The 24,361-nt window shown below is 62.5% G+C and carries 23 protein-coding genes and 2 tRNA genes; 24 read left to right on the top strand and 1 reads right to left on the bottom strand.

Annotated features, from left to right (window positions below):
* The first annotated feature begins 1 nt into the window (after position 1).
* Positions 2–1,603: an ABC transporter ATP-binding protein gene (locus ASG39_RS19775; RefSeq protein WP_062596645.1), complete on the top strand. Its 1,602-nt coding sequence runs from the start codon at positions 2–4 to the stop codon at positions 1,601–1,603.
* Positions 1,604–1,734: 131 nt separating this feature from the next.
* Here ASG39_RS19775 and ASG39_RS19770 read toward each other — a convergent pair.
* A tRNA-Val gene (locus ASG39_RS19770) sits at positions 1,735–1,810 on the bottom strand.
* Positions 1,811–2,254: 444 nt separating this feature from the next.
* Between ASG39_RS19770 and ASG39_RS19765 the strand changes: the two genes are divergently transcribed.
* From ASG39_RS19765 to proS, 23 genes are all read left to right on the top strand, one after another.
* A tRNA-Asp gene (locus ASG39_RS19765) sits at positions 2,255–2,331 on the top strand.
* Positions 2,332–2,674: 343 nt separating this feature from the next.
* Positions 2,675–3,040, top strand: coding sequence for an NADH-quinone oxidoreductase subunit A (locus ASG39_RS19760; RefSeq protein ID WP_062468417.1), 366 nt, complete (start codon positions 2,675–2,677; stop codon positions 3,038–3,040).
* Positions 3,031–3,609: an NADH-quinone oxidoreductase subunit B gene (locus ASG39_RS19755; protein ID WP_062596644.1), complete on the top strand. Its 579-nt coding sequence runs from the start codon at positions 3,031–3,033 to the stop codon at positions 3,607–3,609. Before ASG39_RS19760 ends, ASG39_RS19755 begins: the two co-directional genes overlap by 10 nt.
* Positions 3,610–3,700: 91 nt before the next feature.
* Positions 3,701–4,300, top strand: coding sequence for an NADH-quinone oxidoreductase subunit C (locus tag ASG39_RS19750; protein WP_062596643.1), 600 nt, complete (start codon positions 3,701–3,703; stop codon positions 4,298–4,300).
* A gap of 64 nt (positions 4,301–4,364) precedes the next feature.
* Positions 4,365–4,748, top strand: coding sequence for a four helix bundle protein (locus ASG39_RS19745; protein WP_062596642.1), 384 nt, complete (start codon positions 4,365–4,367; stop codon positions 4,746–4,748).
* Between the two features lie 64 nt (positions 4,749–4,812).
* The gene (locus tag ASG39_RS19740; protein ID WP_062596641.1) at positions 4,813–6,003 is read left to right on the top strand and encodes an NADH-quinone oxidoreductase subunit D; all 1,191 of its coding nucleotides are present in this window, start codon (positions 4,813–4,815) and stop codon (positions 6,001–6,003) included.
* Positions 6,003–6,173, top strand: a complete 171-nt coding sequence (locus ASG39_RS23990) for a hypothetical protein (protein ID WP_156468206.1) — start codon at positions 6,003–6,005, stop codon at positions 6,171–6,173. The genes ASG39_RS19740 and ASG39_RS23990 overlap by 1 nt, the downstream gene beginning before the upstream one ends.
* Positions 6,174–6,191: 18 nt before the next feature.
* Complete coding sequence (nuoE, locus tag ASG39_RS19735) at positions 6,192–7,052, top strand: NADH-quinone oxidoreductase subunit NuoE (protein ID WP_062596640.1); 861 nt, start codon at positions 6,192–6,194, stop codon at positions 7,050–7,052.
* On the top strand, positions 7,049–7,468 hold the full coding sequence (locus tag ASG39_RS24135; RefSeq protein ID WP_162242459.1) for a hypothetical protein: 420 nt from the start codon (positions 7,049–7,051) through the stop codon (positions 7,466–7,468). The genes nuoE and ASG39_RS24135 overlap by 4 nt, the downstream gene beginning before the upstream one ends.
* A gap of 13 nt (positions 7,469–7,481) precedes the next feature.
* The gene (nuoF, locus tag ASG39_RS19730; protein ID WP_062596639.1) at positions 7,482–8,786 is read left to right on the top strand and encodes an NADH-quinone oxidoreductase subunit NuoF; all 1,305 of its coding nucleotides are present in this window, start codon (positions 7,482–7,484) and stop codon (positions 8,784–8,786) included.
* A 4-nt stretch (positions 8,787–8,790) separates the two neighbouring features.
* Positions 8,791–9,528, top strand: a complete 738-nt coding sequence (locus ASG39_RS19725; protein WP_062596638.1) for a hypothetical protein — start codon at positions 8,791–8,793, stop codon at positions 9,526–9,528.
* A gap of 145 nt (positions 9,529–9,673) precedes the next feature.
* Complete coding sequence (nuoG, locus tag ASG39_RS19720) at positions 9,674–11,755, top strand: NADH-quinone oxidoreductase subunit NuoG (RefSeq protein ID WP_062596637.1); 2,082 nt, start codon at positions 9,674–9,676, stop codon at positions 11,753–11,755.
* 20 nt (positions 11,756–11,775) lie between these two features.
* A complete protein-coding gene (nuoH, locus tag ASG39_RS19715; protein ID WP_062596636.1) occupies positions 11,776–12,819 on the top strand; it encodes an NADH-quinone oxidoreductase subunit NuoH in 1,044 nt (347 codons plus the stop codon).
* 64 nt (positions 12,820–12,883) lie between these two features.
* Positions 12,884–13,375, top strand: coding sequence for an NADH-quinone oxidoreductase subunit NuoI (nuoI, locus tag ASG39_RS19710; protein WP_062468397.1), 492 nt, complete (start codon positions 12,884–12,886; stop codon positions 13,373–13,375).
* 144 nt (positions 13,376–13,519) lie between these two features.
* Positions 13,520–14,134, top strand: a complete 615-nt coding sequence (locus tag ASG39_RS19705) for an NADH-quinone oxidoreductase subunit J (RefSeq protein WP_062596635.1) — start codon at positions 13,520–13,522, stop codon at positions 14,132–14,134.
* Positions 14,135–14,163: 29 nt separating this feature from the next.
* Positions 14,164–14,472 carry an NADH-quinone oxidoreductase subunit NuoK gene (gene nuoK / locus ASG39_RS19700; RefSeq protein WP_062468393.1) on the top strand — a complete coding sequence of 103 codons (309 nt, stop codon included), beginning with the start codon at positions 14,164–14,166 and terminating at the stop codon, positions 14,470–14,472.
* A 6-nt stretch (positions 14,473–14,478) separates the two neighbouring features.
* Positions 14,479–16,476 (top strand): NADH-quinone oxidoreductase subunit L, encoded by a 1,998-nt coding sequence (gene nuoL, locus ASG39_RS19695; protein ID WP_062596634.1) that lies wholly within the window; start codon positions 14,479–14,481, stop codon positions 16,474–16,476.
* Positions 16,476–17,987 carry an NADH-quinone oxidoreductase subunit M gene (locus tag ASG39_RS19690; protein WP_062596633.1) on the top strand — a complete coding sequence of 504 codons (1,512 nt, stop codon included), beginning with the start codon at positions 16,476–16,478 and terminating at the stop codon, positions 17,985–17,987. Before nuoL ends, ASG39_RS19690 begins: the two co-directional genes overlap by 1 nt.
* Positions 17,988–18,005: 18 nt before the next feature.
* Positions 18,006–19,445, top strand: coding sequence for an NADH-quinone oxidoreductase subunit NuoN (gene nuoN / locus ASG39_RS19685; protein WP_062596632.1), 1,440 nt, complete (start codon positions 18,006–18,008; stop codon positions 19,443–19,445).
* 23 nt (positions 19,446–19,468) lie between these two features.
* Complete coding sequence (locus tag ASG39_RS19680; protein ID WP_062596746.1) at positions 19,469–20,209, top strand: biotin--[acetyl-CoA-carboxylase] ligase; 741 nt, start codon at positions 19,469–19,471, stop codon at positions 20,207–20,209.
* Positions 20,210–20,228: 19 nt separating this feature from the next.
* Entirely contained in the window at positions 20,229–21,899 is a 1,671-nt protein-coding gene (locus ASG39_RS19675; RefSeq protein WP_062596631.1) for a ribonuclease J, read from the top strand.
* A 152-nt stretch (positions 21,900–22,051) separates the two neighbouring features.
* Positions 22,052–22,321 (top strand): DUF1467 family protein, encoded by a 270-nt coding sequence (locus tag ASG39_RS19670; RefSeq protein WP_062596630.1) that lies wholly within the window; start codon positions 22,052–22,054, stop codon positions 22,319–22,321.
* A 706-nt stretch (positions 22,322–23,027) separates the two neighbouring features.
* Entirely contained in the window at positions 23,028–24,356 is a 1,329-nt protein-coding gene (gene proS, locus ASG39_RS19665) for a proline--tRNA ligase (RefSeq protein ID WP_062596629.1), read from the top strand.
* The last annotated feature ends 5 nt before the right edge of the window (positions 24,357–24,361 follow it).

Genomic DNA, 24,361 nt, shown 5'->3' with positions numbered 1-24,361 from the left:
CATGTCGGAACCAAAAGACATCATTCTCGACGTTCGCGATCTCAAGGTGACCTTCGATACGCCGGACGGGCCCGTCGAGGCCGTCAAGGGCATCGATCTCGACGTGCGCGCTGGGGAAACGCTCGCCGTCGTCGGCGAAAGCGGCTCCGGCAAGAGCCAGACCATGATGGGCATCATGGGCCTGCTCGCCGCCAACGGACGCGTGACGGGACACGCCGCCTATCGCGGGCAGGACCTGATCGGCCTGTCGGTGAAGGCACTGAACGCGGTGCGCGGCGCCAAGATCACCATGATCTTCCAGGAACCGATGAGTTCGCTCGATCCGCTCTACACGATTGGCCGGCAGATCTCCGAACCGATCGTCCACCATCGCGGCGGCAGTTTCCGGCAGGCGCGGACGCGCGTGCTCGAGCTTCTCGACCTCGTCGGCATTCCCGACCCGCAGCGGCGGATCGACAGCTATCCGCACGAGCTTTCGGGCGGCCAGCGGCAGCGCGTGATGATCGCGATGGCGCTTGCCAACGATCCCGACATTCTCATCGCGGACGAGCCGACGACGGCGCTGGACGTGACGATCCAGGCGCAGATCCTCGATCTCCTCCAGTCGCTGCAGGCGCGTTTCGGCATGGCGGTGGTGCTCATCACGCATGATCTCGGCGTCGTGCGACACGTGGCCGACCGCGTCGTCGTCATGCGGCGGGGCGAGGTGGTGGAACGGGGCCTGACAGCGGACATCTTCGAGCGGCCACAGGCCGAGTACACGAAGATGCTGTTGGATTCCGAGCCGCGGGGCGAAAAGCAGCCGGTTCCCGCCTCCGCGCCGGTTCTGCTCGATGGACGACAGGTCTCGGTCGACTACGCGACCGGCGGCGGCCTCTTCTCGAAACGCTCCGGCACTTTCCGCGCGGTCGACAAGGTCAGCATCCGGCTCTGCGAAGGCCAGACGATCGGCGTGGTCGGCGAATCGGGCTCGGGAAAATCGACGCTCGGACGGGCGCTGCTGCAGCTCGTCCCCGCCTCGGGGACCATCCGCTTCGACGGCCGGGATATTTCAGGCTTCGACAGAAAGGCGATGCGTCCGCTCCGGCGCGAGATGCAGCTTGTGTTTCAGGATCCTTTCGGCTCGCTGTCGCCGCGCCAGACCGTCGGCGAGATCATCACCGAGGGGCTCTACGTCCACGAGCCGGACTTGAGTCGCGCCGACCGCGACAAACGCGCCATCGCGGCGCTGAAGGAGGTCGGCCTCGATCCGCAGGCGCGCAACCGCTACCCGCACGAATTTTCCGGCGGCCAGCGGCAACGCATCGCCATTGCGCGGGCGATGATTCTCAAACCCCGCCTCGTCATCCTCGACGAGCCGACCTCGGCGCTCGACCGCTCGGTGCAGGGACAGGTCATCGACCTCTTGCGCCGCCTGCAGGACGCCCATGGCCTCTCCTACGTCTTCATCAGCCACGACCTCGCCGTCATCAAGGCCATGGCGGACTACGTCATCGTCATGAAGGACGGAGAGATCGTGGAGGAGGGGGAGACGGAGGCGCTGTTTGCAGCCCCGCGCCAGGCCTATACGCAAACCCTGCTGAGCGCCGCCTACACGGCGTGACGCGGAGGTGAGCCGGCGCGCTTGGCGCGCGTCGGCTGCTGCGGGCGCAGGCGATCGCAGAGAACGACCGCAACACGGGCAAACCGCAGGCTGAGACGCTGGAAAGAATGGGAAAGCAAGGCGGGGGAGAATGGTGGGCGATGACGGACTCGAACCGCCGACATCCTCGGTGTAAACGAGGCGCTCTACCAACTGAGCTAATCGCCCGCCGCGTTGGTGGCCGTGATGTATTCGGAACTGTCGTAAACCGCAAGGCCGGATCGCTGGTTTTCCGAACTTTTTTGAAGACGCGGAGCCGAGGCCGCTGTTTCCCGGAATTCTGCGGTTCCGGGGCAGGCTGGCGACGGTGTTTTCGGGCCGAGCGGCAGGATGACGGGGAGGGGGACAGTGTCTGTGGATAAGCCGTTTCTTTTTCCAAGATGCGGAAAAGGAGAGGTTTTTCAACGCGAGACCCTGCCTTTCAAGGATTTGGCGAACGCTTGGCGGGGCAGCGCAGGCGGGTCGTGCGCAAGAAAATCCAGTTTGTCATGATTTTGTATTTGAACGCGCTTGACACTCCCCGAAACCCCCCGTAAACAGCCGCTCATCGAACGGCGCAACGCCGGACGGTCACGGAAGACGGACTGAAAAGAACGGTTTTCCAAACAATGCGCGGGTGTAGCTCAGTTGGTTAGAGTGCCGGCCTGTCACGCCGGAGGTCGCGGGTTCGAGCCCCGTCACTCGCGCCATTTTACTTTCACAGTAAAATGAAAATGTCGATCAGCGGTCCTCGAAAGAGGACCGCGACATTTTGCCGTTCTGCCCTTTGAGGGCTTCCCGAGACTGGTAATTTTTCCCGAACAGACTATGTAGGTTGCATGCCCGTATGGCCTCGGACATGATCCGGCCGGCCGGGATGGAACCACGAAATAGCGCGACTCTTCATTCGCTTGAACGAGCGGATGAAAACAGAATGTGAGGCTTGCGCCATGGCGCGGGCTGCGCTAACGACTTTGGCGTTGCAACATTTTTCGGCCTGCAGGCAGACGCCAATCGCGCCTTACCGGTGCGGCCGCGGGCAGGGACAAAATAATGACAGACCTTCTCGGTTCTTATATCCCGATCGCCATCTTCATCGGCATTTCGCTGGTCATCGGCCTGGCCCTTCTGGCCGCGCCGTTCGCGGTTGCCTTCAAGGCGCCGGACGACGAAAAGCTTTCGGCCTACGAGTGCGGCTTCAACGCGTTCGACGATGCGCGCATGAAGTTCGACATCCGGTTCTATCTCGTGTCGATCCTGTTCATCATCTTCGATCTGGAAGTCGCCTTCCTCTTCCCCTGGGCCGTTGCGTTCAAGGGCATGGGCTGGTTCGGTTTCTGGTCCATGATGGCCTTCCTCGGCGTGCTGACCATCGGCTTCATCTACGAATGGAAGAAGGGAGCGCTCGAATGGGAGTAGCAACCACGACCCCTCTGGTGGCGCAGTCCCCCAAGGGCATCATCGATCCCGCGACTGGCAAGCCGGTCGGCGCGAACGATCCGTTTTTCGGCGAGATCAACAATGAGCTTGCCGATAAGGGCTTTCTCGTCACCTCGACCGACGAGCTGATCAACTGGGCCCGGACGGGCTCGCTGATGTGGATGACCTTCGGTCTCGCCTGCTGCGCCGTGGAAATGATGCAGATGTCGATGCCGCGCTACGACGCCGAACGCTTCGGCTTCGCGCCGCGCGCCTCGCCGCGCCAGTCCGACGTGATGATCGTCGCGGGCACGCTGACCAACAAGATGGCGCCCGCGCTCCGCAAGGTCTACGACCAGATGCCGGAGCCGCGTTACGTGATCTCGATGGGCTCCTGCGCCAATGGCGGCGGCTACTATCACTATTCCTACTCGGTGGTGCGCGGCTGCGATCGCGTCGTGCCTGTCGATATCTACGTGCCGGGCTGTCCTCCCACGGCAGAAGCGCTGCTCTACGGCGTGCTCCTGCTGCAGAAGAAGATCCGCCGCACGGGCACGATCGAACGCTAGGCCAAACGATAGGCCCATGCGGCCTTGATCATGCGGGGTTTAGGGACGGCTGTCGTCCCGGACCCGATGGTCATCCGGATAAGGACACGCCATGAGTGAAGCTCTGAACAGCCTCGCCACCTATCTTCGGGAAACGAAGGGCGCCCTGTTCGCCGAGGCGACGATCGCTTTCGGCGACCTGACGCTGACGACGACCGGCGAGACCATCGTCGCGCTGCTCACGTTCCTGCGCGACGACGCCCGCTGCGGTTTCGTCAACATCATCGACGTCTGCGGCGTGGACTATCCTGCGCGTGCGGAGCGTTTCGATGTGGTCTACCATCTCCTCTCGCCGAAGCAGAACCTGCGCATCCGCGTCAAGGTTGCGACATCCGAGGAAGAGCCCGTTCCTTCCATCTGCGACGTCTTTCCCGGCGCCGACTGGTTCGAGCGCGAAGCCTACGACATGTACGGCATCCTCTTCACCGGCCATCCCGACCTGCGCCGCATCCTCACCGACTACGGGTTCGAGGGCTATCCGCTGCGCAAGGATTTTCCGCTGACGGGCTATGTCGAAGTGCGCTACAACGACGAAGCCAAGCGCGTGGTTTACGAGCCGGTCGAACTGAAGCAGGAATTCCGGAATTTCGACTTCCTGTCCCCCTGGGAAGGGACGGATTACGTTCTTCCGGGGGATGAAAAGGCGAAGTGAAACGGGTGAGCCGTAATTTGTGAGCAGTCAGCAGGATCGTTGTTTGGCGGGATGAACTGTCGCTGTGGAAAGCCAGGAGATTAAATCATATCGTGATCTCAGGGTTTGGCAGACGGCGATCGACCTGAGTGTCGAGATCTACGCGCTGACAAACGACTTTCCGAAGTCCGAATTATACGGCATGACCGGGCAGATGAGACGGTCGTCTGTCTCGGTGGCGGCGAATATCGCAGAGGGATATGGTCGAAACAGCCATGGTTCTTTTGTTCAGTTTCTGAAGGTTGCACAAGGATCGCTGAAAGAGCTTGAGACCCATCTGATCATCTGCGAACGCGTCGGATTGATGGATGCTCCTGCTTTCGAAACGATACTGAAACGGTGCGAAGAGAATGGTAAAATGATCAGTGGTCTCATTCGCGCGATACAGCGCAGAGGGAACGAGCAGTGATTTCGATGACACGGCATAGCTCTGCTCACGACTTACGGCTCACGGAACACTGCGGAGCACGCACATGAACGAACATAATATCCGCAACTTCAATATCAATTTCGGGCCGCAGCATCCGGCCGCGCACGGCGTTTTGCGCCTGGTGCTGGAGCTTGACGGCGAGATCGTCGAGCGGGTCGATCCGCATATCGGCCTTTTGCACCGTGGTACCGAGAAGCTGATCGAGTCGAAGACCTATCTGCAGGCTCTGCCCTATTTCGACCGTCTCGACTATGTCGCGCCGATGAACCAGGAACACGGTTTCTCGCTGGCGGTGGAAAAGCTCACCGGCACGGAAGTACCGATCCGCGGGCAGCTCATCCGGGTTCTCTATTCCGAGATCGGCCGCATCCTCTCGCATCTCCTCAACGTCACCACGCAGGCCATGGACGTCGGCGCCCTGACGCCGCCGCTCTGGGGCTTCGAGGAGCGCGAGAAGCTGATGGTGTTCTATGAGCGCGCCTCCGGCTCGCGCATGCACGCCGCCTATATCCGCCCGGGCGGGGTCCATCAGGACCTGCCGCACGAACTGGTCGAGGATATCGGCAAGTGGATCGATCCGTTCCTGAAGACCGTCGACGATATCGACGAGCTTCTCACCGGCAACCGCATCTTCAAGCAGCGCAATGTCGATATCGGCGTCGTCAGCCTTGCGGATTGCTGGGCCTGGGGCTTTTCGGGCGTGATGGTGCGCGGCTCGGGCGCTGCCTGGGACCTGCGCAAGTCGCAGCCCTACGAGTGCTATGCCGACATGGATTTCGACATTCCGATTGGCAAGAACGGCGACTGCTACGATCGCTATCTGATCCGCATGATCGAAATGCGCGAGTCGGCCAAGATCATGCGCCAGTGCGTGGATCGCCTGCTGGGCGACGCGAAGATCGGTCCGGTCTCCTCGCTCGACGGCAAGGTCGTTCCGCCGAAGCGCGGCGAGATGAAGCGGTCGATGGAAGCGCTGATCCACCATTTCAAGCTCTACACCGAAGGCTACCACGTGCCCGCCGGCGATGTTTATGCCGCGGTCGAGGCACCGAAAGGCGAGTTCGGCGTCTATCTCGTCTCGGATGGCACCAACAAGCCGTATCGCTGCAAGATCCGGGCTCCCGGCTACGCGCATCTGCAGGCGATGGATTACATCTGTCGCGGCCACCAGCTCGCGGACGTCTCGGCCATTCTCGGCTCGCTCGACATCGTGTTCGGGGAGGTCGACCGCTGATGCTGGATCGCTCCGTCGCCGCCCGCCGCTTCGTCATTCAGACGCTCGACCGTCTTCTGGCCCAGTCGGCCAAGAACGGCCCGTCTTCCGCCGCGGCCGACCGCCGCGAACAAAATACATCCGGTTCCGATCAGCTGCTGGGCAGCCTGTTCGCCGGGTCGAGAAACTGAAGTTAGGGTGCGGTAAACATGTCCGTTCGTCGACTAGCCGATGAAGCCGTCCAGCCGCAGCAGTTCGCGTTCAGCGATGCGAATGCTGCCTGGGCACAGACCACGATCCGGAAGTACCCGGAAGGCCGCCAGCAGTCCGCTGTCATCCCGCTGTTGATGCGGGCGCAGGAGCAGGACGGATGGGTCACCAAGGCGGCGATCGAGAGCGTCGCGGACATGCTCGACATGCCGTATATCCGCGTTCTCGAGGTCGCGACCTTCTACACCCAGTTCCAGCTGAAGCCGATCGGCACGCGCGCCCATATCCAGGTCTGCGGCACGACGCCCTGCATGCTGCGCGGTTCGGAAGAGCTGATATCGCTCTGCAAGCGCAAGATCCACGGCCAGCCGCTCACCCAGAACGAGAGCGGCACGCTGTCGTGGGAAGAGGTCGAGTGTCAGGGCGCCTGCGTCAACGCACCGATGGTGATGATCTTCAAGGACAGCTATGAGGACCTCACGGTCGAGCGCCTGGAGGAGATCATCGATGCCTTCGAGGCAGGCCGTGGCGCCGAAATCGTTCCCGGTCCGCAGATCGACCGGATCTTCTCCGCACCGATCGACGGTCTGACGACGCTGACCGAAGAGCCGACGCCGCAGCGCAACCAGGTGACCGAGCCTCCGGCTCCGGCCGCACCGGCAGAGGGTGCTTCTGTTCCCCCGTCGGAAGCCGGCCGCCCGAAGAGCACGGATGCCGAAACCAACCCGACGATGAAGACGCCGGCCACCGCCAAAAGCGAAGCGGCGGCGAACGCCAAGACGGAAGGCGGCGAGACCAAGGATGCCGCAACCGTCGATACGCCGGAGGGCGGCGAAAAGACCGACGCGAAAAAGCAGTGACTGCCCTCAATTCGCGACCAAGCCACAGCTCCTTTATTGTTGATCTAGAAGCCTTCCTTCAGAAATGCCAATATCAGGGTTCGGGAAATGCTGCTGAAAGCGGTATTTCGGTTAACAGAAGAGTTTTCAGTTACAAACAGCCACGGAAGCTTTTAGTTTATCAAACCGGCAAGGTGGATAGCAATTGGTCAGGCCCGCGGCCCAAATCGTACCTGGCGGCGTATGTAAAAACTTTCGGGCCGAAGTTTTCATATGAAAAATTACTGTTCAAAACTGGTGAAATCTGGCCTGATCTGGCGATAATGAAGTCGGCCCTAAAGTATGAATGCGTGGCGCCTACGGATGGTCATAATTTTCGATTGACCGATAAAGGTAGGCACCTCATATCCTCATTGTTTGAGGTAAGCGGCGAATAGATGGAAGTTTCTGATGCTTGACGATAAAGATCGCATCTTCACCAATCTCTACGGGCTTCACGACAAGTCGCTGAAGGGCGCAATGTCGCGCGGCCACTGGGACGGCACCAAGCAGATCCTGGAAAAAGGTCGCGACTGGATCATCAACGAGATGAAGGCCTCCGGTCTGCGCGGACGCGGCGGCGCCGGCTTCCCGACCGGTCTAAAATGGTCCTTCATGCCGAAGGAAAGCGACGGTCGTCCGCACTATCTCGTCGTCAATGCCGACGAATCGGAGCCCGGCACCTGCAAGGACCGCGATATCATGCGCCACGATCCGCACACGCTGATCGAAGGCTGCGTCATCGCGAGCTTCGCCATGGGCGCCCATGCCGCCTATATCTACGTCCGCGGCGAATATATGCGCGAACGCGAAGCGCTGCAGGCCGCGATCGACGAATGCTACGATGCGGGCCTCCTCGGCGCGAACAACAAGCTCGGCTGGGACATGGAGATCTTCGTCCACCATGGCGCCGGTGCCTATATCTGCGGTGAGGAGACCGCGCTGCTCGAAAGTCTGGAAGGCAAGAAGGGCCAGCCGCGCCTGAAGCCGCCGTTCCCGGCAAACATGGGCCTCTATGGCTGCCCGACGACGGTCAACAACGTCGAATCGATCGCCGTTGCCCCGACGATCCTGCGTCGCGGCGCCGGTTGGTTCTCGTCCATCGGCCGTCCGAACAATGTCGGTACCAAGCTGTTCATGGTGTCCGGCCACGTCAACAAGCCGTGCACCTTCGAGGATGCGATGGGAACGCCGTTCCGCGAGATGATCGATCGCCATTGCGGCGGCATCCGCGGCGGCTGGGACAATCTTCTGGCCGTGATCCCGGGCGGCTCGTCCTGCCCGGTGGTCAAGGCCGAGCACATCATCGATGCGCCGATGGATTTCGATGGCATGCGCGACGTGAAGTCGTCGTTCGGCACCGCCGCGATCATCGTCATGGATCGCTCGACCGATATCATCAAGGCGATCTGGCGGCTTGCGGCCTTCTACAAGCACGAGAGCTGCGGCCAGTGCACGCCGTGCCGCGAAGGCACCGGCTGGATGATGCGCGTCATGGAGCGCATGGTGCAGGGTCGCGCCCAGAAGCGCGAGATCGACATGCTGTTCGACGTGACGAAGCAGGTCGAAGGCCACACGATCTGCGCGCTCGGCGACGCAGCCGCCTGGCCCATTCAGGGCCTGATCCGCAACTTCCGTCCCGAGATGGAAGCGCGGATCGACGAATACACCCGGAACGCCTCCTCTCACGGAGCCGTTCTCCAAGCCGCGGAGTAACAGCATGACGAAGTCGCCGATGGACGATGAGCAGGCCGGTTTCGCAGATGCGCAGGATCCTTCGTCGGCAAGCGGCGATCCAGCGGGCTTTGCCGGCTGGACGAAAGAGGGCGCTCCGCCCTTGCCTCCGTTGATGCAGAACCCGACGGCCTCCGTCGCGGCTGCCGCGGCGCTGGGCTTCGGAATGGCAAGCCATTTCGCCGGTTTCATGCTCGGCGCTATGCAGGGCTTCATGGAAGCGGCGCAGAAGGCGTCGGCCACGGCCGAGGCAGAGCGGGAAGCAGGGCAGGGGAAAACGCCTTCGGACACGGCGGAACCGGCGGCAGGGAAAGCGGCGACGTCACAGCCTGCACCGGACGTTGCGCGCGGGACGGCGAAGGCAGCGGCCGAGCCTGTCGCGGACATGGCGGTCGACGCGGCCGAGGCGACGGCTGCCGTGATCGCCCGCGCCTCGGACGCGATCGCCAAGGCATCGCCGCCGAAAGCGGAGGCCAGCCCGGACAGCAGCGGCGCCAAGCCGGCGCGCGCGCGCCGCGGGAAGGCAGCCGACGACCTGAAGCAGATTTCGGGCATCGGTCCGAAGCTGGAGCAGGTCCTGAAGAGCTTCGAGATCACGCGTTTCAGCGAGATTGCGGCCTGGGACGAAAACGATATTGCCCGGTTTGACCGGGAACTGAACGTCAGCGGTCGCATCGTGCGGGACCGCTGGGTCGAACAGGCCAAGGTGCTCGCCAAGGGCTGAGCGCCTGCGCCGACGCTTCGGGTGCCTCCGGCCCCACAGGAACGATCGAGGCCGCTGGCCTCGGGACAGACAGGGCCGCAGAGGCCCTTTGACGATCGATCCGTCGCTTGAAGACCGGCGGAAGAGGACAGGATTGAGTGCGAAGATGGCAAAGCTGAAAGTCGACGGAAAAGAGATCGAAGTCCCGGATCATTTCACGCTGCTTCAGGCATGCGAGGAAGCCGGCGCCGAGGTTCCGCGCTTTTGTTTCCACGAGCGGCTGTCGGTTGCCGGCAATTGTCGCATGTGTCTGATCGAGGTGAAGGGTGGCCCGCCGAAGCCGGCGGCATCCTGCGCCATGGGCGTGCGCGATCTTCGCCCCGGCCCGAACGGCGAGACGCCGGAAGTCTTCACGACCACGCCGATGGTCAAGAAGGCGCGCGAGGGCGTCATGGAATTCCTGCTGATCAACCATCCGCTGGACTGCCCGATCTGCGACCAGGGCGGCGAATGCGACCTTCAGGACCAGGCCATGGCCTTCGGCGTCGATTCGACCCGCTATAACGAGAACAAGCGTGCGGTCGAGGACAAGTATATCGGCCCGCTGGTGAAGACGGTGATGAACCGCTGCATCCACTGCACGCGCTGCGTTCGCTTCACAACCGAAGTCGCCGGCATTGCCGAACTCGGCCTGATCGGTCGCGGCGAGGATGCCGAGATCACGACCTACCTCGAACAGGCGATGACGTCCGAGCTTCAGGGCAATGTGGTCGACCTCTGCCCGGTCGGCGCGCTGACCTCCAAGCCCTATGCGTTCAATGCGCGCCCGTGGGAACTCGGCAAGACCGAATCGGTGGATGTCATGGATGCCGTCGGCTCCGCCATCCGGGTCGACACGCGCGGCCGCGAAGTCATGCGCGTCATGCCGCGCATCAATGAAGAGATCAACGAAGAGTGGATCTCCGACAAGACCCGCTTCATCTGGGACGGCCTGAAGACGCAGCGTCTGGATCGCCCGTATGTGAAGAAGGACGGCCGGTTGCAGCCCGCAAGCTGGGGCGAAGCCTTCGCCGCGATCAAGGCCGCCGTGTCGAAGACCGGCGGCGATCGCATCGGCGCGATTGCCGGCGACCTTGCCTCCGTCGAGGAAATGTATGCGCTGAAGGGCCTGATGACGGCGCTCGGTTCGACAAACATCGATTGTCGCCAGGACGGCGCAGCGCTCGATCCGTCGCTCGGACGTTCGAGCTATCTCTTCAATCCCACCATTCAGGGCATTGAAAACGCGGATGCTTTGCTGATCATCGGTGCCAATCCGCGCTTCGAGGCCTCGGTGCTCAACGCCCGCATCCGCAAGCGCTTCCGCATGGGAACGTTCCCGATCGGCGTGATCGGCGAAGCGGCCGAACTGCGCTATTCCTACGATTATCTCGGCGCCGGGACCGACACGCTCGGCGAACTCCTGGCCGGCCGCGGCAGCTTCTACGAGGTGCTGACCAAGGCCGAGCGTCCGATGATCCTCATGGGGCAGGGCGCCCTGATCGGCGAGGGCGGTGCGTCTGTTCTCGCTTCCGCCGCCAAGCTCGCCGGCGCGATCGGCGCGGTGTCGGACGGCTGGAACGGTTTTGCCGTCCTCCACACGGCCGCGGCCCGCGTCGGCGGTCTCGACCTCGGCTTCGTACCGGGCGCCAACGGCAAGACGGCGCAGGACATGGTGACGGGCACGGACGTGCTCTTCCTGCTCGGCGCGGATGAAATCGACCTTGCCGCCCGCACGAGCGGCTTCACGGTCTATATCGGTTCGCACGGCGACAACGGCGCCCATGGCGCCGACGTCATCCTTCCCGGCGCGACCTACACCGAGAAGTCGGGCATCTGGGTCAACACCGAAGGCCGCGTCCAGATGGGCAACCGTGCCGGCTTCGCGCCGGGCGAGGCCCGCGAAGACTGGGCGATCCTGCGGGCTCTGTCCGACGTGCTCGGCAAGAAGCTGCCCTTCGACTCGCTTTCGGAGCTGCGCCGCAAGCTGGTGGCGGACTATCCGCATTTCGGTGCGGTCGACACGATCGCCGGGGCCGTCGACGGCGAAATTGCCGCACTTGCACAAAAAGCCGGTGAGATGACCAAATCCGCGTTTGCGTCTCCGGTGAAAGACTTCTATTTGACGAACCCGATAGCGCGCGCTTCCGCAGTCATGGCCGAATGTTCGGCGCTGGCTCGCAATAATTTCAAAGCGGCAGCGGAATGAGCGCGGGAGAATAAGGCACCATGGACGGTTTTCTTTCGACCTATGTCTGGCCGGCGGCCATCATGATCGGCCAGTCGCTTCTGCTGCTGGTCGCTCTCCTGATCTTCATCGCCTATATCCTGCTGGCTGACCGCAAGATCTGGGCAGCGGTGCAGCTGCGCCGTGGACCCAACGTGGTGGGTCCCTTCGGCCTTTTCCAGTCCTTCGCCGATCTTTTGAAGTTCGTCGTCAAGGAGCCGGTCATTCCCGCCGGCGCGAACAAGGTTCTCTTCCTGCTCGCACCGCTGGTGTCGGTGACGTTGGCACTGGCCGCCTGGGCCGTCGTTCCGCTGAACGACAACTGGGTGATGGCGAACATCAATGTCGGCATCCTCTATGTCCTCGCCATTTCGTCGCTCGAAGTCTACGGCGTCATCATGGGCGGCTGGGCGTCGAACTCGAAGTATCCCTTCCTGTCGGCCCTGCGCTCGGCGGCACAGATGGTTTCCTACGAAGTCTCGATCGGCTTCGTCATCGTCACCGTCCTGCTCTGCGTCGGCTCGTTGAACCTCACCGACATCGTCAACTCGCAGCGGGACGGTCTTGGCACGATGATGGGCCTGCCGGGCTCCTTCCTCGACTGGTACTGGCTGCCGCTCTTCCCGATGTTCATCGTGTTCTTCATCTCGGCGCTGGCCGAAACGAACCGGCCGCCCTTTGACTTGGTCGAGGCCGAGTCGGAACTCGTCGCCGGCTTCATGGTCGAATACGGCTCGACCCCGTACATGATGTTCATGCTCGGCGAATACGCCGCCATCTGCCTGATGTGCGCGCTCACCACGATCCTCTTCCTCGGCGGCTGGCTGCCTCCGGTGGACGTCTGGTTCCTCAACTGGGTTCCCGGAATCATCTGGTTCGTGCTGAAGGCGTCGCTGGTGTTCTTCATGTTCGCGATGGTCAAGGCCTTCGTGCCGCGCTACCGCTACGACCAGCTGATGCGTCTCGGCTGGAAGGTCTTCCTTCCCCTGTCGCTCGTCATGGTCTTTATCGTTGCAATCACGCTGAAGCTCGGCGGATGGGCCTGATGCCCGTTCGCAGCTTCGCGACAGTCGCTGGCGTTCCGCAGGCCAGCTCATTCGGAGGTAAATGATGGCCGCCATTTCGCAAGCCGTCAGATCGCTGTTCCTCAAGGAGTTCGTCGGCGCGTTCTTCCTGTCGATGCGCTATTTCTTCGCGCCGAAGGCGACGCTGAACTATCCGTTCGAGAAAGGCCCGATCAGCCCGCGTTTCCGCGGCGAGCATGCGCTGCGTCGTTATCCCAACGGCGAAGAGCGCTGCATCGCCTGCAAGCTGTGCGAGGCGATCTGTCCCGCCCAGGCCATCACCATCGAAGCCGGTCCGCGCCGCAATGATGGCACCCGCCGCACGGTGCGCTACGACATCGACATGGTGAAGTGCATCTATTGCGGCTTCTGCCAGGAAGCCTGCCCGGTCGACGCCATCGTCGAAGGGCCGAACTTCGAATTCGCCACCGAGACGCGCGAAGAGCTCTACTACGACAAGGAACGCCTTCTTTCGAACGGCGACCGTTGGGAGCGCGAAATCGCCCGCAACATCGGCATGGACTCGCCGTACCGGTAAGGCTGCGGCGCCGCTTTCGCGAAGCGTCGCCCGCCCGGGCGGCGAGACACTGGAAATTTGGGTGTCGACCGGACCTCTCCGGTCGGCCAGGAACGGTCTGCGCAAAGGCACATCGTTCCAGGGAAGACGAAAAAGGCACCGGTCATGGGTCTGCAGACTCTATTCTTCTATCTCTTCGCCTTCATCGCCGTCGCATCGGCGTTCATGGTGATCTCGGCCAGGAACCCGGTCTATTCGGTCCTGTTCCTCATCCTGTGCTTCTTCAATTCGGCGGGTCTCTTCCTGCTGACGGGAGCCGAGTTCCTCGCGATGATCCTGCTGGTCGTCTATATCGGCGCCGTTGCGGTTCTCTTCCTCTTCGTCGTGATGATGCTCGACATCGACTTCAACCAGCTGCGCTCGGGCGTGCTCGACTATGCGCCGGTGGGCGCCCTGGTCGGCTTGATCCTTGCGGCCGAGCTGATCATCGTCGTGGCCGGCAGCACCTTCTCGCCGGAAATCGCCAAGACCGTATCGATGCCGATCCCGGCCGTGACGGACCGGACCAATACCGCCGCCCTCGGCGACGTCATCTACACCCACTACATCTACTACTTCCAGATCGCCGGCCTCGTGCTGTTCGTCGCCATGATCGGCGCGATCGTGCTCACGCTGCGCCATCGCCCCAACATCAAGCGTCAGAATATTTCCGAGCAGGTCGCCCGCGTGCCCGCCACCGCCGTCGAGGTGGTGAAGGTCAAGCCGGGGCAGGGGCTCTAGGCGGTACTGAAGGTCAAGGACACGACATCATGGAAATCGGCATTTCCCACTATCTGACCGTCAGCGCCATCCTGTTCACGCTGGGCGTCTTCGGCATCTTCCTCAACCGCAAGAACATCATCGTCATCCTGATGTCGGTGGAGCTCATCCTGCTCGCGGTCAACATCAACATGGTCGCCTTCTCGTCGTTCCTCAACGACATCACCGGCCAGGTGTTCGCGCTGTTCATCCTGACGGTCGCGGCGGCGGAAGCTGCCATCGGTCTTGCAATTCTCGTCGTCTTCTATCGTAACCGCGGCTCCATCGCGGTCGAAGACGTCAACATGATGAAGGGCTGATCGGCCATGGATACCATCATCAAAGCGGTCGTCTTCCTGCCGCTCATCGGCTTCCTGATCGCCGGCCTGTTCGGCTCGAAGATCGGTGCGAAAGCCTCGGAATACGTGACGACGGGCCTGATGGCCGTCGTGGCCGTGCTGTCCTGGGTCGTCTTCGTCCATGTCGGCCTCGGCGAAACGGAAATGATCCGCGTCTCCGTCATGCGCTGGATCCAGACCGGCAACTTCGATGCCGAGTGGGCCTTCCGCGTCGATACGCTGACGGCCGTCATGTTCGTGGTCGTCAACACGGTGTCGTTCCTCGTGCACCTGTACTCGATCGGCTACATGCACCACGATCCGCATCGCCCGCGCTTCTTCGCCTATCTCTCGCTGTTCACCTTCGCCATGCTCATGCTGGTGACCTCTGACAACCTGCTGCAGATGTTCTTCGGCTGGGAAGGCGTCGGTCTTGCCTCCTATCTGCTGATCGGCTTCTGGTACAAGAAGCCGTCTGCCAGCGCCGCAGCCATGAAGGCGTTCATCGTCAACCGCGTCGGCGACTTCGGCTTCGCGCTCGGCATCTTCGGCGTCTTCGTCCTCTTCGGCTCGATCTCGTTCGAGACGATCTTCGCGACGGCCGCGACCTATCTCCCGACGGAGGGTGCCGCCAACGCCGCCGAGCCCGTCATCACCCTGTTCGGCATGCATCTCGATCGCGCCGATGCCGTCACCGGCGTCGCGCTGCTGCTCTTCATGGGCGCCATGGGCAAGTCGGCACAGTTCCTGCTGCACACCTGGCTGCCGGACGCGATGGAAGGCCCGACCCCGGTCTCCGCGCTCATCCATGCCGCGACCATGGTCACGGCCGGCGTCTTCCTCGTCGCCCGCATGTCGCCGGTGTTCGAGCTGTCGCCGACCGCGTTGACGGTGGTGACCCTGATCGGTGCGATCACCGCCTTCTTCGCGGCGACCGTCGGTCTCGTGCAGAACGACATCAAGCGCGTCATCGCCTATTCGACCTGTTCGCAGCTCGGCTACATGTTCGTCGCACTCGGCGTCGGCGCCTATGGCGCGGCCGTGTTCCACCTCTTCACGCACGCCTTCTTCAAGGCACTCCTGTTCCTGTGCGCCGGTTCGGTCATCCACTCCGTCGATGGCGAGCAGGACATGCGCCACATGGGCGGCCTGCGCCCGCACATCAAGATCACCTTTGCGATGATGCTGATCGGCACGCTCGCCATCACCGGCGTCGGCATTCCCTTCACGCCCATCGGCTTTGCCGGCTTCTTCTCCAAGGACGTGATCATCGAGGCGACCTACGCATCGCACTCGCCGCTCGCGGGCTTCGCTTTCACGCTGCTGGTCATCGCCGCGCTGTTCACGAGCTTCTATTCCTGGCGACTGATGTTCCTGACCTTCTTCGGCAAGCCGCGGGCGAGCCACGAGGTCATGCATCACGTGCATGAATCGCCGATGGTCATGCTCGTGCCGCTCTTCGTGCTCGGCTTCGGCGCCGTCGTCGCCGGCGTCCTCGGCGAGGGCTATTTCTACGGCCACGAATATGCCGAGTTCTGGCAGGGTGCGCTGTTCACCTCGGCCGAAAACGAGCTGCTGGACGAGTTTCACCATGTTCCGGCGCTGGTCGCGCTCAGCCCGTTCATCGCCATGGTGCTCGGCTTCGTCACGGCCTGGTACTTCTACATCAAGTCTCCGGAAACGCCGAAGGCGCTGGCGCGCCAGCATCGCGGCCTCTACCAGTTCCTCTTGAACAAGTGGTACTTCGACGAGCTCTACGACTTCCTGTTCGTGCGTCCCGCCAAGCGCATCGGCACCTTCCTCTGGAAGGAAGGTGACGGGCGCGTCATCGACGGCTTCGGTCCGAACGGCGTTGCCGCCCGGGTCATGGACGTCACGCGCGGCGTCGTGCGCCTGCAGACCGGTTACCTCTATCACTATGCGTTCGTGATGCTGATCGGCATCGCCGCGCTCGTTACCTGGATGATGCTCGGGAGCTCCTTCTGATGACCGATTGGCCCATTCTCTCGGCGGTCACCTACCTGCCGCTGGTCGGCGTTGTGCTCCTGCTTCTGATGCGTGACGACAGCGCCGCCGGTCGCCGCAACGTCCTCAACATCTCGCTGGCAACGACGGTCGTCACCTTTCTGCTGTCGCTCTTCATCTGGGCGGGGTTCGACAATGCGAACCCCGGCTTCCAGATGGTCGAGCAGCATGCCTGGCTCGGCACCGGCATCTCCTATCATCTGGGCGTCGATGGCATCTCCATGCTGTTCGTCATCCTCACCACCTTCCTGATGCCCTTCTGCGTGCTCGCCAGCTGGCACGCGATCGAAAAGCGCATCAAGTCCTACATGATCGCCTTCCTGCTCTTGCAGGTGGTGATGACGGGCGTGTTCGTCTCGCTCGACATCGTCCTCTTCTACGTGTTCTTCGAAGCGACCCTGATCCCGATGTTCGTCATCATCGGCGTCTGGGGCGGCAAGGAGCGCGTCTATGCGAGCTACAAGTTCTTCCTCTACACGCTGTTCGGCTCGGTGCTGATGATGCTCGCCATCATGGCGATGTACTGGCAGACCGGCACCACGGACATGATCGAGCTGACGAAGACGGGCTTCCCCGTCGGCATGCAGACCTGGCTGTGGCTTGCCTGCTTTGCGGCCTTCGCCGTGAAGATGCCGATGTGGCCCGTCCACACCTGGCTGCCCGATGCCCACGTGCAGGCGCCGACCGCTGGCTCCGTCATCCTCGCCGGCGTCATGCTGAAGCTCGGCGGTTACGGCATGGTCCGCATCTCGCTCGGCATGTTCCCGGTGGCGTCCGAGCACTTCGCGCCGCTGGTCTTCACGCTGTCCGTCGTCGCCATCATCTACACCTCGCTGGTCGCGATGATGCAGCAGGACATCAAGAAGCTGATCGCCTATTCCTCCGTCGCCCACATGGGCTACGTGACCATGGGCATCTTCGCCGCCAACGTGCAGGGCGTGCAGGGCGCGATCTTCCAGATGCTGTCGCACGGCATCGTCTCCTCCGCGCTCTTCCTCTGCGTCGGCGTGGTCTATGATCGTCTCCACACCCGCGAGATCTCGGCCTATGGCGGCCTCGTCAACAACATGCCGAAATACGCCGTGATCTTCATGATCTTCACCATGGCGAATGTCGGTCTTCCCGGAACCTCGGGCTTCGTCGGGGAAATCACGACGCTGCTCGGCGCGTTCCGCGCCAACACCTGGGTCGCCTTCTTCGCCACCACGGGCGTCATCCTCTCGGCCTGCTACGCACTCTGGCTTTACCGCCGCGTGATGTTCGGCGCGCTGGAGAAGGAAAAGCTGAAAGCGCTGCTGGATCTGTCGCCGCGCGAAAAGGTGATCCTCTACCCGCTCGCGGTGCTCACCATCTTCTTCGGCGTTTATCCGGCGCCGGTCTTCGATGCCACGGCGGCTTCCGTCGATGTGCTGGTCAATAACTACACGACCGCCGTTCAGGCAGCGCAGTCCCTTGCGCTCTCGGCAAACTGACGACGGGGCGAGAGAAACATGAACGCTGATATTCTGGTCGCTAGTCTTCATCTGTCGCTCCCTGAGGTGACGCTTGCCATCGGCGCGCTCGCGCTGCTGATGATCGGCGTCTTCACGGGCGAGCGATCCTCCGGTCTCGTCACCTGGCTGGCGATCGCGGTTCTGGTGATCGCCGGCGTTCTGCTGACCACCACCGGTGACGGCGTCGCCTATAATGGCGCCTTCGTCGCCGACCCCTTCGCCCGTTTCATGAAGATGCTGACGCTGGTCGCATCCATCGTCGCGCTCTTCCTCTCTGCAGGCCAGGCGAAGGTCTTCGGCCTCGATCGTTTCGAATATCCGGTGCTCGTCGTTCTCGCGACGCTCGGCATGCTGCTGATGATCTCCGCCAACGACATGATGTCGCTCTACATGGCGCTGGAACTGCAGTCGCTGGCGGCCTATGTGGTCGCCGCCATGAACCGCGACGATCTGCGCTCGACGGAAGCCGGCCTGAAATATTTCGTTCTCGGCGCGCTGTCGTCGGGCATGCTGCTCTATGGCATGTCGCTGGTCTACGGCTTCACCGGCCATACGGGTTTCGTCGAGATCGCAGCGGCTCTGTCGGCCGACGGGCGTTCGCTCGGTCTGGTCTTCGGTCTCGTCTTCGTGCTGGCCGGTGTCGCCTTCAAGATTTCGGCCGTGCCGTTCCACATGTGGACGCCGGACGTCTATGAAGGTGCGCCGACCCCGGTCACCACCTTCTTTGCGGGCGCGCCGAAGATCGCCGCGATCGCCATGCTGGTCCGCGTCGTCATCACCGCCTTCGAGCCGATCCAGCTCGACTGGCAGCAGATCATCGTCTTCATCTCGATCGCGTCCATGGTGCTCGGTTCCTTCGCCGCCATCGGCCAGAAGAACATCAAGCGCCTGATGGCCTATTCCTCGATCGGTCACATGGGCTATGCGCTGGTCGGGCTCTCTGCCGGCTCGATGGCGGGCGTGCGCGGCGTCGTGCTCTATATGCTGATCTACATGGTCATGACGCTCGGCACCTTCGCCTGCATCCTCGCCATGCGCCGCAAGGAAGGCCATCACGTCGAACAGGTGGACGATCTCGCAGGCCTGTCGCAGACGAACCCCTTCATGGCCGTCGTCCTGACGATCCTGATGTTCTCGCTCGCCGGCATCCCGCCGCTCGCCGGATTCTTCGCCAAGTACTTCGTGTTCATGGCGGCCATCGAGGCGAAGCTCTATGCGCTTGCGGTCATCGGCGTTCTCGCCTCCGTCGTCGGCGCCTACTACTATCTGCGCGTCATCAAGCTGATGTGGTTCGATGAGCCGGCCGGCGAGTTCGCGCGTCCCGCAGGCTCGCTGAAGCTGGTCTATGGTCTCTCCGGCCTCTTCATCGTCGGCTATGTCATCGTCGGCGGCCCGATCGGCGCTGCGGCCGAAGCGGCAGCCCGGACATTCTTTTGAGCGGCCTGAGCCGGCTCACCCGCATGTCCGTTGACGACTTCCGCCACGTCGCCCTGGACGAGGTGGGCTCCACCAACACCGAATGCCTTGCGCGTGCGCGCGCAGGCGATCCGGGCCATCTCTGGATCACAGCCGGCCGGCAGACGGATGGTCGCGGCCGGCGTGGTCGTGCCTGGAGTTCCGAACGCGGCAACCTCTACGCCTCGCTTCTGCTGATCGACCCCGCGCCGCTGGAGATGATCCAGTCCCTGCCGCTCGCGGTCGCCGTTGCCGTGCGCGACGCCATTCAGGCGGTGCTGCCCGCCGGCGCGCGATCCGCCGAGATCAAATGGCCGAACGACATCCTGATCGGCGGGAAAAAGACCTGCGGTATCCTGCTGGAGGGCGAGCGCCTCGCGGATGGCCGCTATGCGCTGGTGATCGGCTGCGGCATCAATGTGGTGAACGCGCCCGACCATGGGCTCTACCCCCTGACCGATCTGCGTAGCGAAGGCGCGGCCGCATCGGCGGAAGAACTGTTCGCGCATCTCTTCATGAGCATGGCCAAAACACTGAGCACCTGGAACGGTGGACGGGGCATCGGCGACATCATCGCCCTCTGGCGGCAGCATGCCGTCGGCATCGGTCGCCCCATCACGGTCAACCTTCCGGACCGCTCCATCATTGGCACTTTCGACGACATCGACGGCTCCGGCCAACTAATTCTCACGGATGAAAACGGCATGCGCCGGCACATAGCCGCCGGCGATGTCTTTTTCGGATGATACAAGGCATAATTCTCTGATGACTGAGAAAAACGAACTGGTTTTCCTGCCGCTTGGCGGCGTCGGCGAAATCGGCATGAACCTCGCGCTCTATGGCTACGGCCCTGCGGCGAACCGCGAATGGATCATGGTCGATTGCGGCGTGACATTCCCCGGGCCGGACCTGCCCGGCGTGGACCTCGTGCTCCCCGATATCCGTTTCCTTGCCGACAAGCTCAAGAGCCTGAAGGCCATCATCATCACCCATGCGCACGAGGATCACTACGGCGCGCTGTCCGACCTCTGGCCCGGCCTCAACGTTCCGGTCTACGCCTCGCCGTTCACGGCCGGCATGCTGGAAGCCAAGCGGCAGTACGAACGCAGCCGCAACGAGGTGCCGATCACCATCTTCAAGCAGGGCGACCGCGTTCAGATCGGCCCGTTCGAGGTGGAGGCCGTCGGCGTCAATCACTCGATCCCCGAGCCGATGGCGCTCGTCATCCGCACGCCGCTCGGCAATCTTGTCCATACCGGCGACTGGAAGATCGACCATGCACCGTCGCTCGGTCCCTTGACCGATGGCGACCGGTTTACCGCCGTCGGCGACGAGGGCGTGCTGGCACTGATGTGCGATTCGACCAATGCGCTCCGCGACGGCGTGTCGCCGTCGGAGGAAGAGGTGTCCACCAGCCTCGAGAAGGTCATTCGCGCCGCGGAAGGCCGTGTCGCCATCACGACGTTCTCGTCGAATGTCGGCCGTATCCGCTCGATCGCGAAGGCTGCGGCCGGCGCCGGCCGCGAGGTTCTGCTGATGGGCTCGTCCATGAAGCGCGTGGTGCAGGTCGCCCGCGACGTCGGACTGATGGAGGGCATTCCGCCCTTCATCAGCGAGGACGAATTCGGCTTCATCCCGCGTGATCGCGTCGTCGTCATCCTCACCGGCAGCCAGGGCGAGCCCCGCGCGGCGCTGGCGAAGATCGCCCGCGACGAGATGCGCAATGTCGCGTTCACCGCCGGCGACACCGTCGTCTTCTCCTCGCGCGCCATCCCCGGCAACGAGAAGGCGATCAACGAGATCAAGAACGGTCTGATCGAGCAGGGTATCCTGATCGTCACCGACAGCGACGCGCTCGTGCATGTGTCGGGCCACCCCCGCCGCAACGAGCTGAAGCAGATGTATCAGTGGATCCGTCCGAAGCTGCTGGTGCCCGTGCACGGCGAAGCGGCGCACCTCGTCGGACAGATGGAGCTCGCGCTTCAGTCCGGCATTCCCAACGTGCCGCGTGTGCGCAACGGCGATATCCTCCGGCTCGCGCCGGGCATGGCGCAGGTCATCGGCGAAGCGCCGCACGGACGCATCTTCAAGGATGGCGGCCTGATCGGCGATTTCCAGGAAATGGGCATCGGCGACCGCCGAAAGCTGTCCTTTGCCGGACACGTCTCGGTCAATGTCGTGCTGGATGCGCGCTACGACTTCGCCTCCGATCCGATCGTCGTGCCGATCGGCCTGCCGGAGTTCGACGACGAGGGCGAGGACATGAACGACACGCTGTACGATGCCGTTCTCGGCGCGGTGGAAAGCATTCCGCGCGCGCGCCGCAAGGATCTCGCCATGGTTCAAGAGGCCGTGCGCCGCGCCATTCGCGGTACGGCCAACGAAGTCTGGGGCAAGAAGCCGGTCGTCACGGTCTTCATCAACCGCTTGTCCTGACGCCTCGCCGTCCTCTTGGAGGGGTTGACGCTTCCTCGATCGAATGGCCCTCGCTGCGGGTATGCGTCGGGGGCCTTTTCGTGTCCATCCGGCTTCCAGCCGGGCAGGGTGCGGCGTATAAGGGCGGTCAGCCTCTCAACCGGGATGTCACCATGCCGCTCTTTTCCGTCTTCGCCATCTATTTCATCATCTGGTGGATGACGCTCTTCATCGTCCTGCCGATCGGCCTGCGCACGCAGGCGGAGGAGAGCGATGTGGTGCCAGGAAGCGTCGAGAGCGCGCCGGCCCGGTTTCGGGCGCTGCGGATCTTCGGCATGACGACGGCGCTTGCCGCGGTGATCCATGTCGTCTGGTACCTGCTGTCGGTGAAGCTCGGCTATGGCATCGATTCCATTCCGCAGTTCGCGCCCAAATTCTATTGAGGCTGGTGCGGGGGCAGGGCGGTGCTCACCTGAACACGCGGCAACCCGATGAGGGTTTCGAGGGGCCGGCCGTTGCTCAACGGATTGGCAGATACGCCATCAGCTGGCGGCCGGGCTGGAGCTTCCCGAACGGATCGACCGTTTTCCGCAGGACAGAACGCATCGACCTCTGCCGAAAAGCCAAAAAAAAACAAGGCCAGAAGCCTTGTTTTCTAAGCAATCGCGTGACCCGTAACCGTTACCGGTGGCAGCGTATGACCGCGCCTAAGATCTGATCCTCCCAAGACTTTTTCCGCGACGTCGACAAGAATTTAATCTTCCTGCCTGTTTTGTGGGCTGAAACTAACTGAATTCCGTGCAGGTGTCATCCGATTTTTTTGCATTTATGCTACAGTCCAGCAAAAAATATTCATTGACACACAACAGCCAATTGACGTTACTCGCGCTCCCGTTTTCCGCTTCCATATGTCGCACGACACGGCCTCGTGCCCTATGGCGCAGGCTCTTCGCGTCGCGGCTGCGGCACGGGTTTTCTTCCCGTCGCGAAGCGTTTAAGACCAGCCACTGGGATGGAGCCGGATTCGACCGTTCGCCGGCCTTCATCCGTCTTTCGTCCATATGGCCCCGCACAAGGCAGATGCCGTAAGCAAACCTCATTTCGCCCGAATCCGTGTTTAGACGGAAGGCGCCACTCCGGAACCCGTTCATGCGTCTGTCCCGCTATTTCATGCCGATCCTGAAGGAAAACCCCAAGGAAGCGGAGATCGTCTCGCATCGCCTGATGCTGCGCGCCGGCATGATCCGCCAGCAGAGCCAGGGCATTTATTCCTGGCTGCCGCTCGGCAAGCGCGTGCTCGACAAGGTGAACGGCATCATCCGCCAGGAGCAGAACCGCGCCGGTGCCATCGAGCTGTCCATGCCGACCTTGCAGTCGGCCGAGCTCTGGCAGGAAAGCGGTCGCTACGACGATTACGGCAAGGAAATGCTGCGCATCAAGGACCGCCAGGAGCGACCGATGCTGTACGGGCCGACCAATGAGGAGATGATCACCGACATCTTCCGTTCTTCGGTCAAATCCTACAAGAACCTGCCGCTGAACCTCTACCATATCCAGCTGAAGTTCCGCGACGAGATCCGTCCGCGCTTCGGCACCATGCGCTCGCGCGAATTCCTGATGAAGGATGCCTATTCCTTCGACCTGACGAAGGAAGGCGCCGAGCACGCCTATCGCAAGATGTTCACGGCCTATCTGCGGACCTTCTCGCGGCTTGGCCTGCGCGCGATTCCAATGCGCGCCGACACCGGCCCGATCGGCGGCGACCTCAGCCATGAGTTCATCATTCTGGCCGACACCGGCGAATCCGAAGTGTTCAGCCACCGCGACTTCGTGAACTTCGACATTCCCGCCGAGGACATGGATTTCGACGACGTCGCCGCGCTGCAGGCCGTGTTCGACCAGTGGACCTCCGTTTACGCCGCAACATCGGAAATGCACGACGAAGCGGCCTTCGACGCGATCCCCGAGGGCGAGCGTCTGTCGGCCCGCGGCATCGAGGTCGGTCACATCTTCTATTTCGGCACGAAATATTCCGAGCCGATGGGCGCCAAGGTTCAGGGCCCCGACGGCAAGGAACATCTGGTGCATATGGGCTCCTACGGCATTGGCCCGACCCGGCTCGTGCCCGCGATCATCGAGGCGTCGCATGACGAGAACGGCATCATCTGGCCGGCCTCGGTTGCGCCCTTCGATGCGGTCATCATCAACATGAAGGCCGGCGACGCGGCGTGCGACGCCGCCTGCGAAACCATCTATGCCGCGCTGTCCAAGGCCGGCATCGACACGCTCTACGACGACACCGACGACCGCGCAGGCACCAAGTTCGCGACGGCCGACCTGATCGGCGTTCCCACGCAGATCATCGCCGGGCCGCGGGCTGTTGCGGCCGGCGAGGTCGAGCTGAAGGACCGCAAGACCGGTGCGCGCGAGACCATGACCATCGAAGCTGCGATCAACAAGCTGACCGCTGCGAAATAAGGACC

Source organism: Rhizobium sp. Leaf371, from assembly GCF_001424045.1.
Lineage (GTDB): Bacteria > Pseudomonadota > Alphaproteobacteria > Rhizobiales > Rhizobiaceae > Ferranicluibacter.
This window is presented reverse-complemented; position numbering and strand designations above follow the sequence as displayed.

Coding starts and splice junctions, on each gene's coding strand:
- nuoL (WP_062596634.1), top strand. CDS start 14,479: ATGGATACCATCATCAAAGCGGTCGTCTTCCTGCCGCTCATCGGCTTC.
- ASG39_RS19760 (WP_062468417.1), top strand. CDS start 2,675: ATGACAGACCTTCTCGGTTCTTATATCCCGATCGCCATCTTCATCGGC.
- ASG39_RS19740 (WP_062596641.1), top strand. CDS start 4,813: ATGAACGAACATAATATCCGCAACTTCAATATCAATTTCGGGCCGCAG.
- ASG39_RS19725 (WP_062596638.1), top strand. CDS start 8,791: ATGACGAAGTCGCCGATGGACGATGAGCAGGCCGGTTTCGCAGATGCG.
- ASG39_RS19680 (WP_062596746.1), top strand. CDS start 19,469: ATGTCCGTTGACGACTTCCGCCACGTCGCCCTGGACGAGGTGGGCTCC.
- nuoF (WP_062596639.1), top strand. CDS start 7,482: ATGCTTGACGATAAAGATCGCATCTTCACCAATCTCTACGGGCTTCAC.
- nuoN (WP_062596632.1), top strand. CDS start 18,006: ATGAACGCTGATATTCTGGTCGCTAGTCTTCATCTGTCGCTCCCTGAG.
- ASG39_RS19755 (WP_062596644.1), top strand. CDS start 3,031: ATGGGAGTAGCAACCACGACCCCTCTGGTGGCGCAGTCCCCCAAGGGC.
- nuoI (WP_062468397.1), top strand. CDS start 12,884: ATGGCCGCCATTTCGCAAGCCGTCAGATCGCTGTTCCTCAAGGAGTTC.
- ASG39_RS19670 (WP_062596630.1), top strand. CDS start 22,052: ATGCCGCTCTTTTCCGTCTTCGCCATCTATTTCATCATCTGGTGGATG.
- ASG39_RS19705 (WP_062596635.1), top strand. CDS start 13,520: ATGGGTCTGCAGACTCTATTCTTCTATCTCTTCGCCTTCATCGCCGTC.
- ASG39_RS19775 (WP_062596645.1), top strand. CDS start 2: ATGTCGGAACCAAAAGACATCATTCTCGACGTTCGCGATCTCAAGGTG.
- nuoG (WP_062596637.1), top strand. CDS start 9,674: ATGGCAAAGCTGAAAGTCGACGGAAAAGAGATCGAAGTCCCGGATCAT.
- nuoH (WP_062596636.1), top strand. CDS start 11,776: ATGGACGGTTTTCTTTCGACCTATGTCTGGCCGGCGGCCATCATGATC.
- nuoK (WP_062468393.1), top strand. CDS start 14,164: ATGGAAATCGGCATTTCCCACTATCTGACCGTCAGCGCCATCCTGTTC.
- ASG39_RS19675 (WP_062596631.1), top strand. CDS start 20,229: ATGACTGAGAAAAACGAACTGGTTTTCCTGCCGCTTGGCGGCGTCGGC.
- ASG39_RS19690 (WP_062596633.1), top strand. CDS start 16,476: ATGACCGATTGGCCCATTCTCTCGGCGGTCACCTACCTGCCGCTGGTC.
- nuoE (WP_062596640.1), top strand. CDS start 6,192: ATGTCCGTTCGTCGACTAGCCGATGAAGCCGTCCAGCCGCAGCAGTTC.
- proS (WP_062596629.1), top strand. CDS start 23,028: ATGCGTCTGTCCCGCTATTTCATGCCGATCCTGAAGGAAAACCCCAAG.
- ASG39_RS19750 (WP_062596643.1), top strand. CDS start 3,701: ATGAGTGAAGCTCTGAACAGCCTCGCCACCTATCTTCGGGAAACGAAG.
- ASG39_RS23990 (WP_156468206.1), top strand. CDS start 6,003: ATGCTGGATCGCTCCGTCGCCGCCCGCCGCTTCGTCATTCAGACGCTC.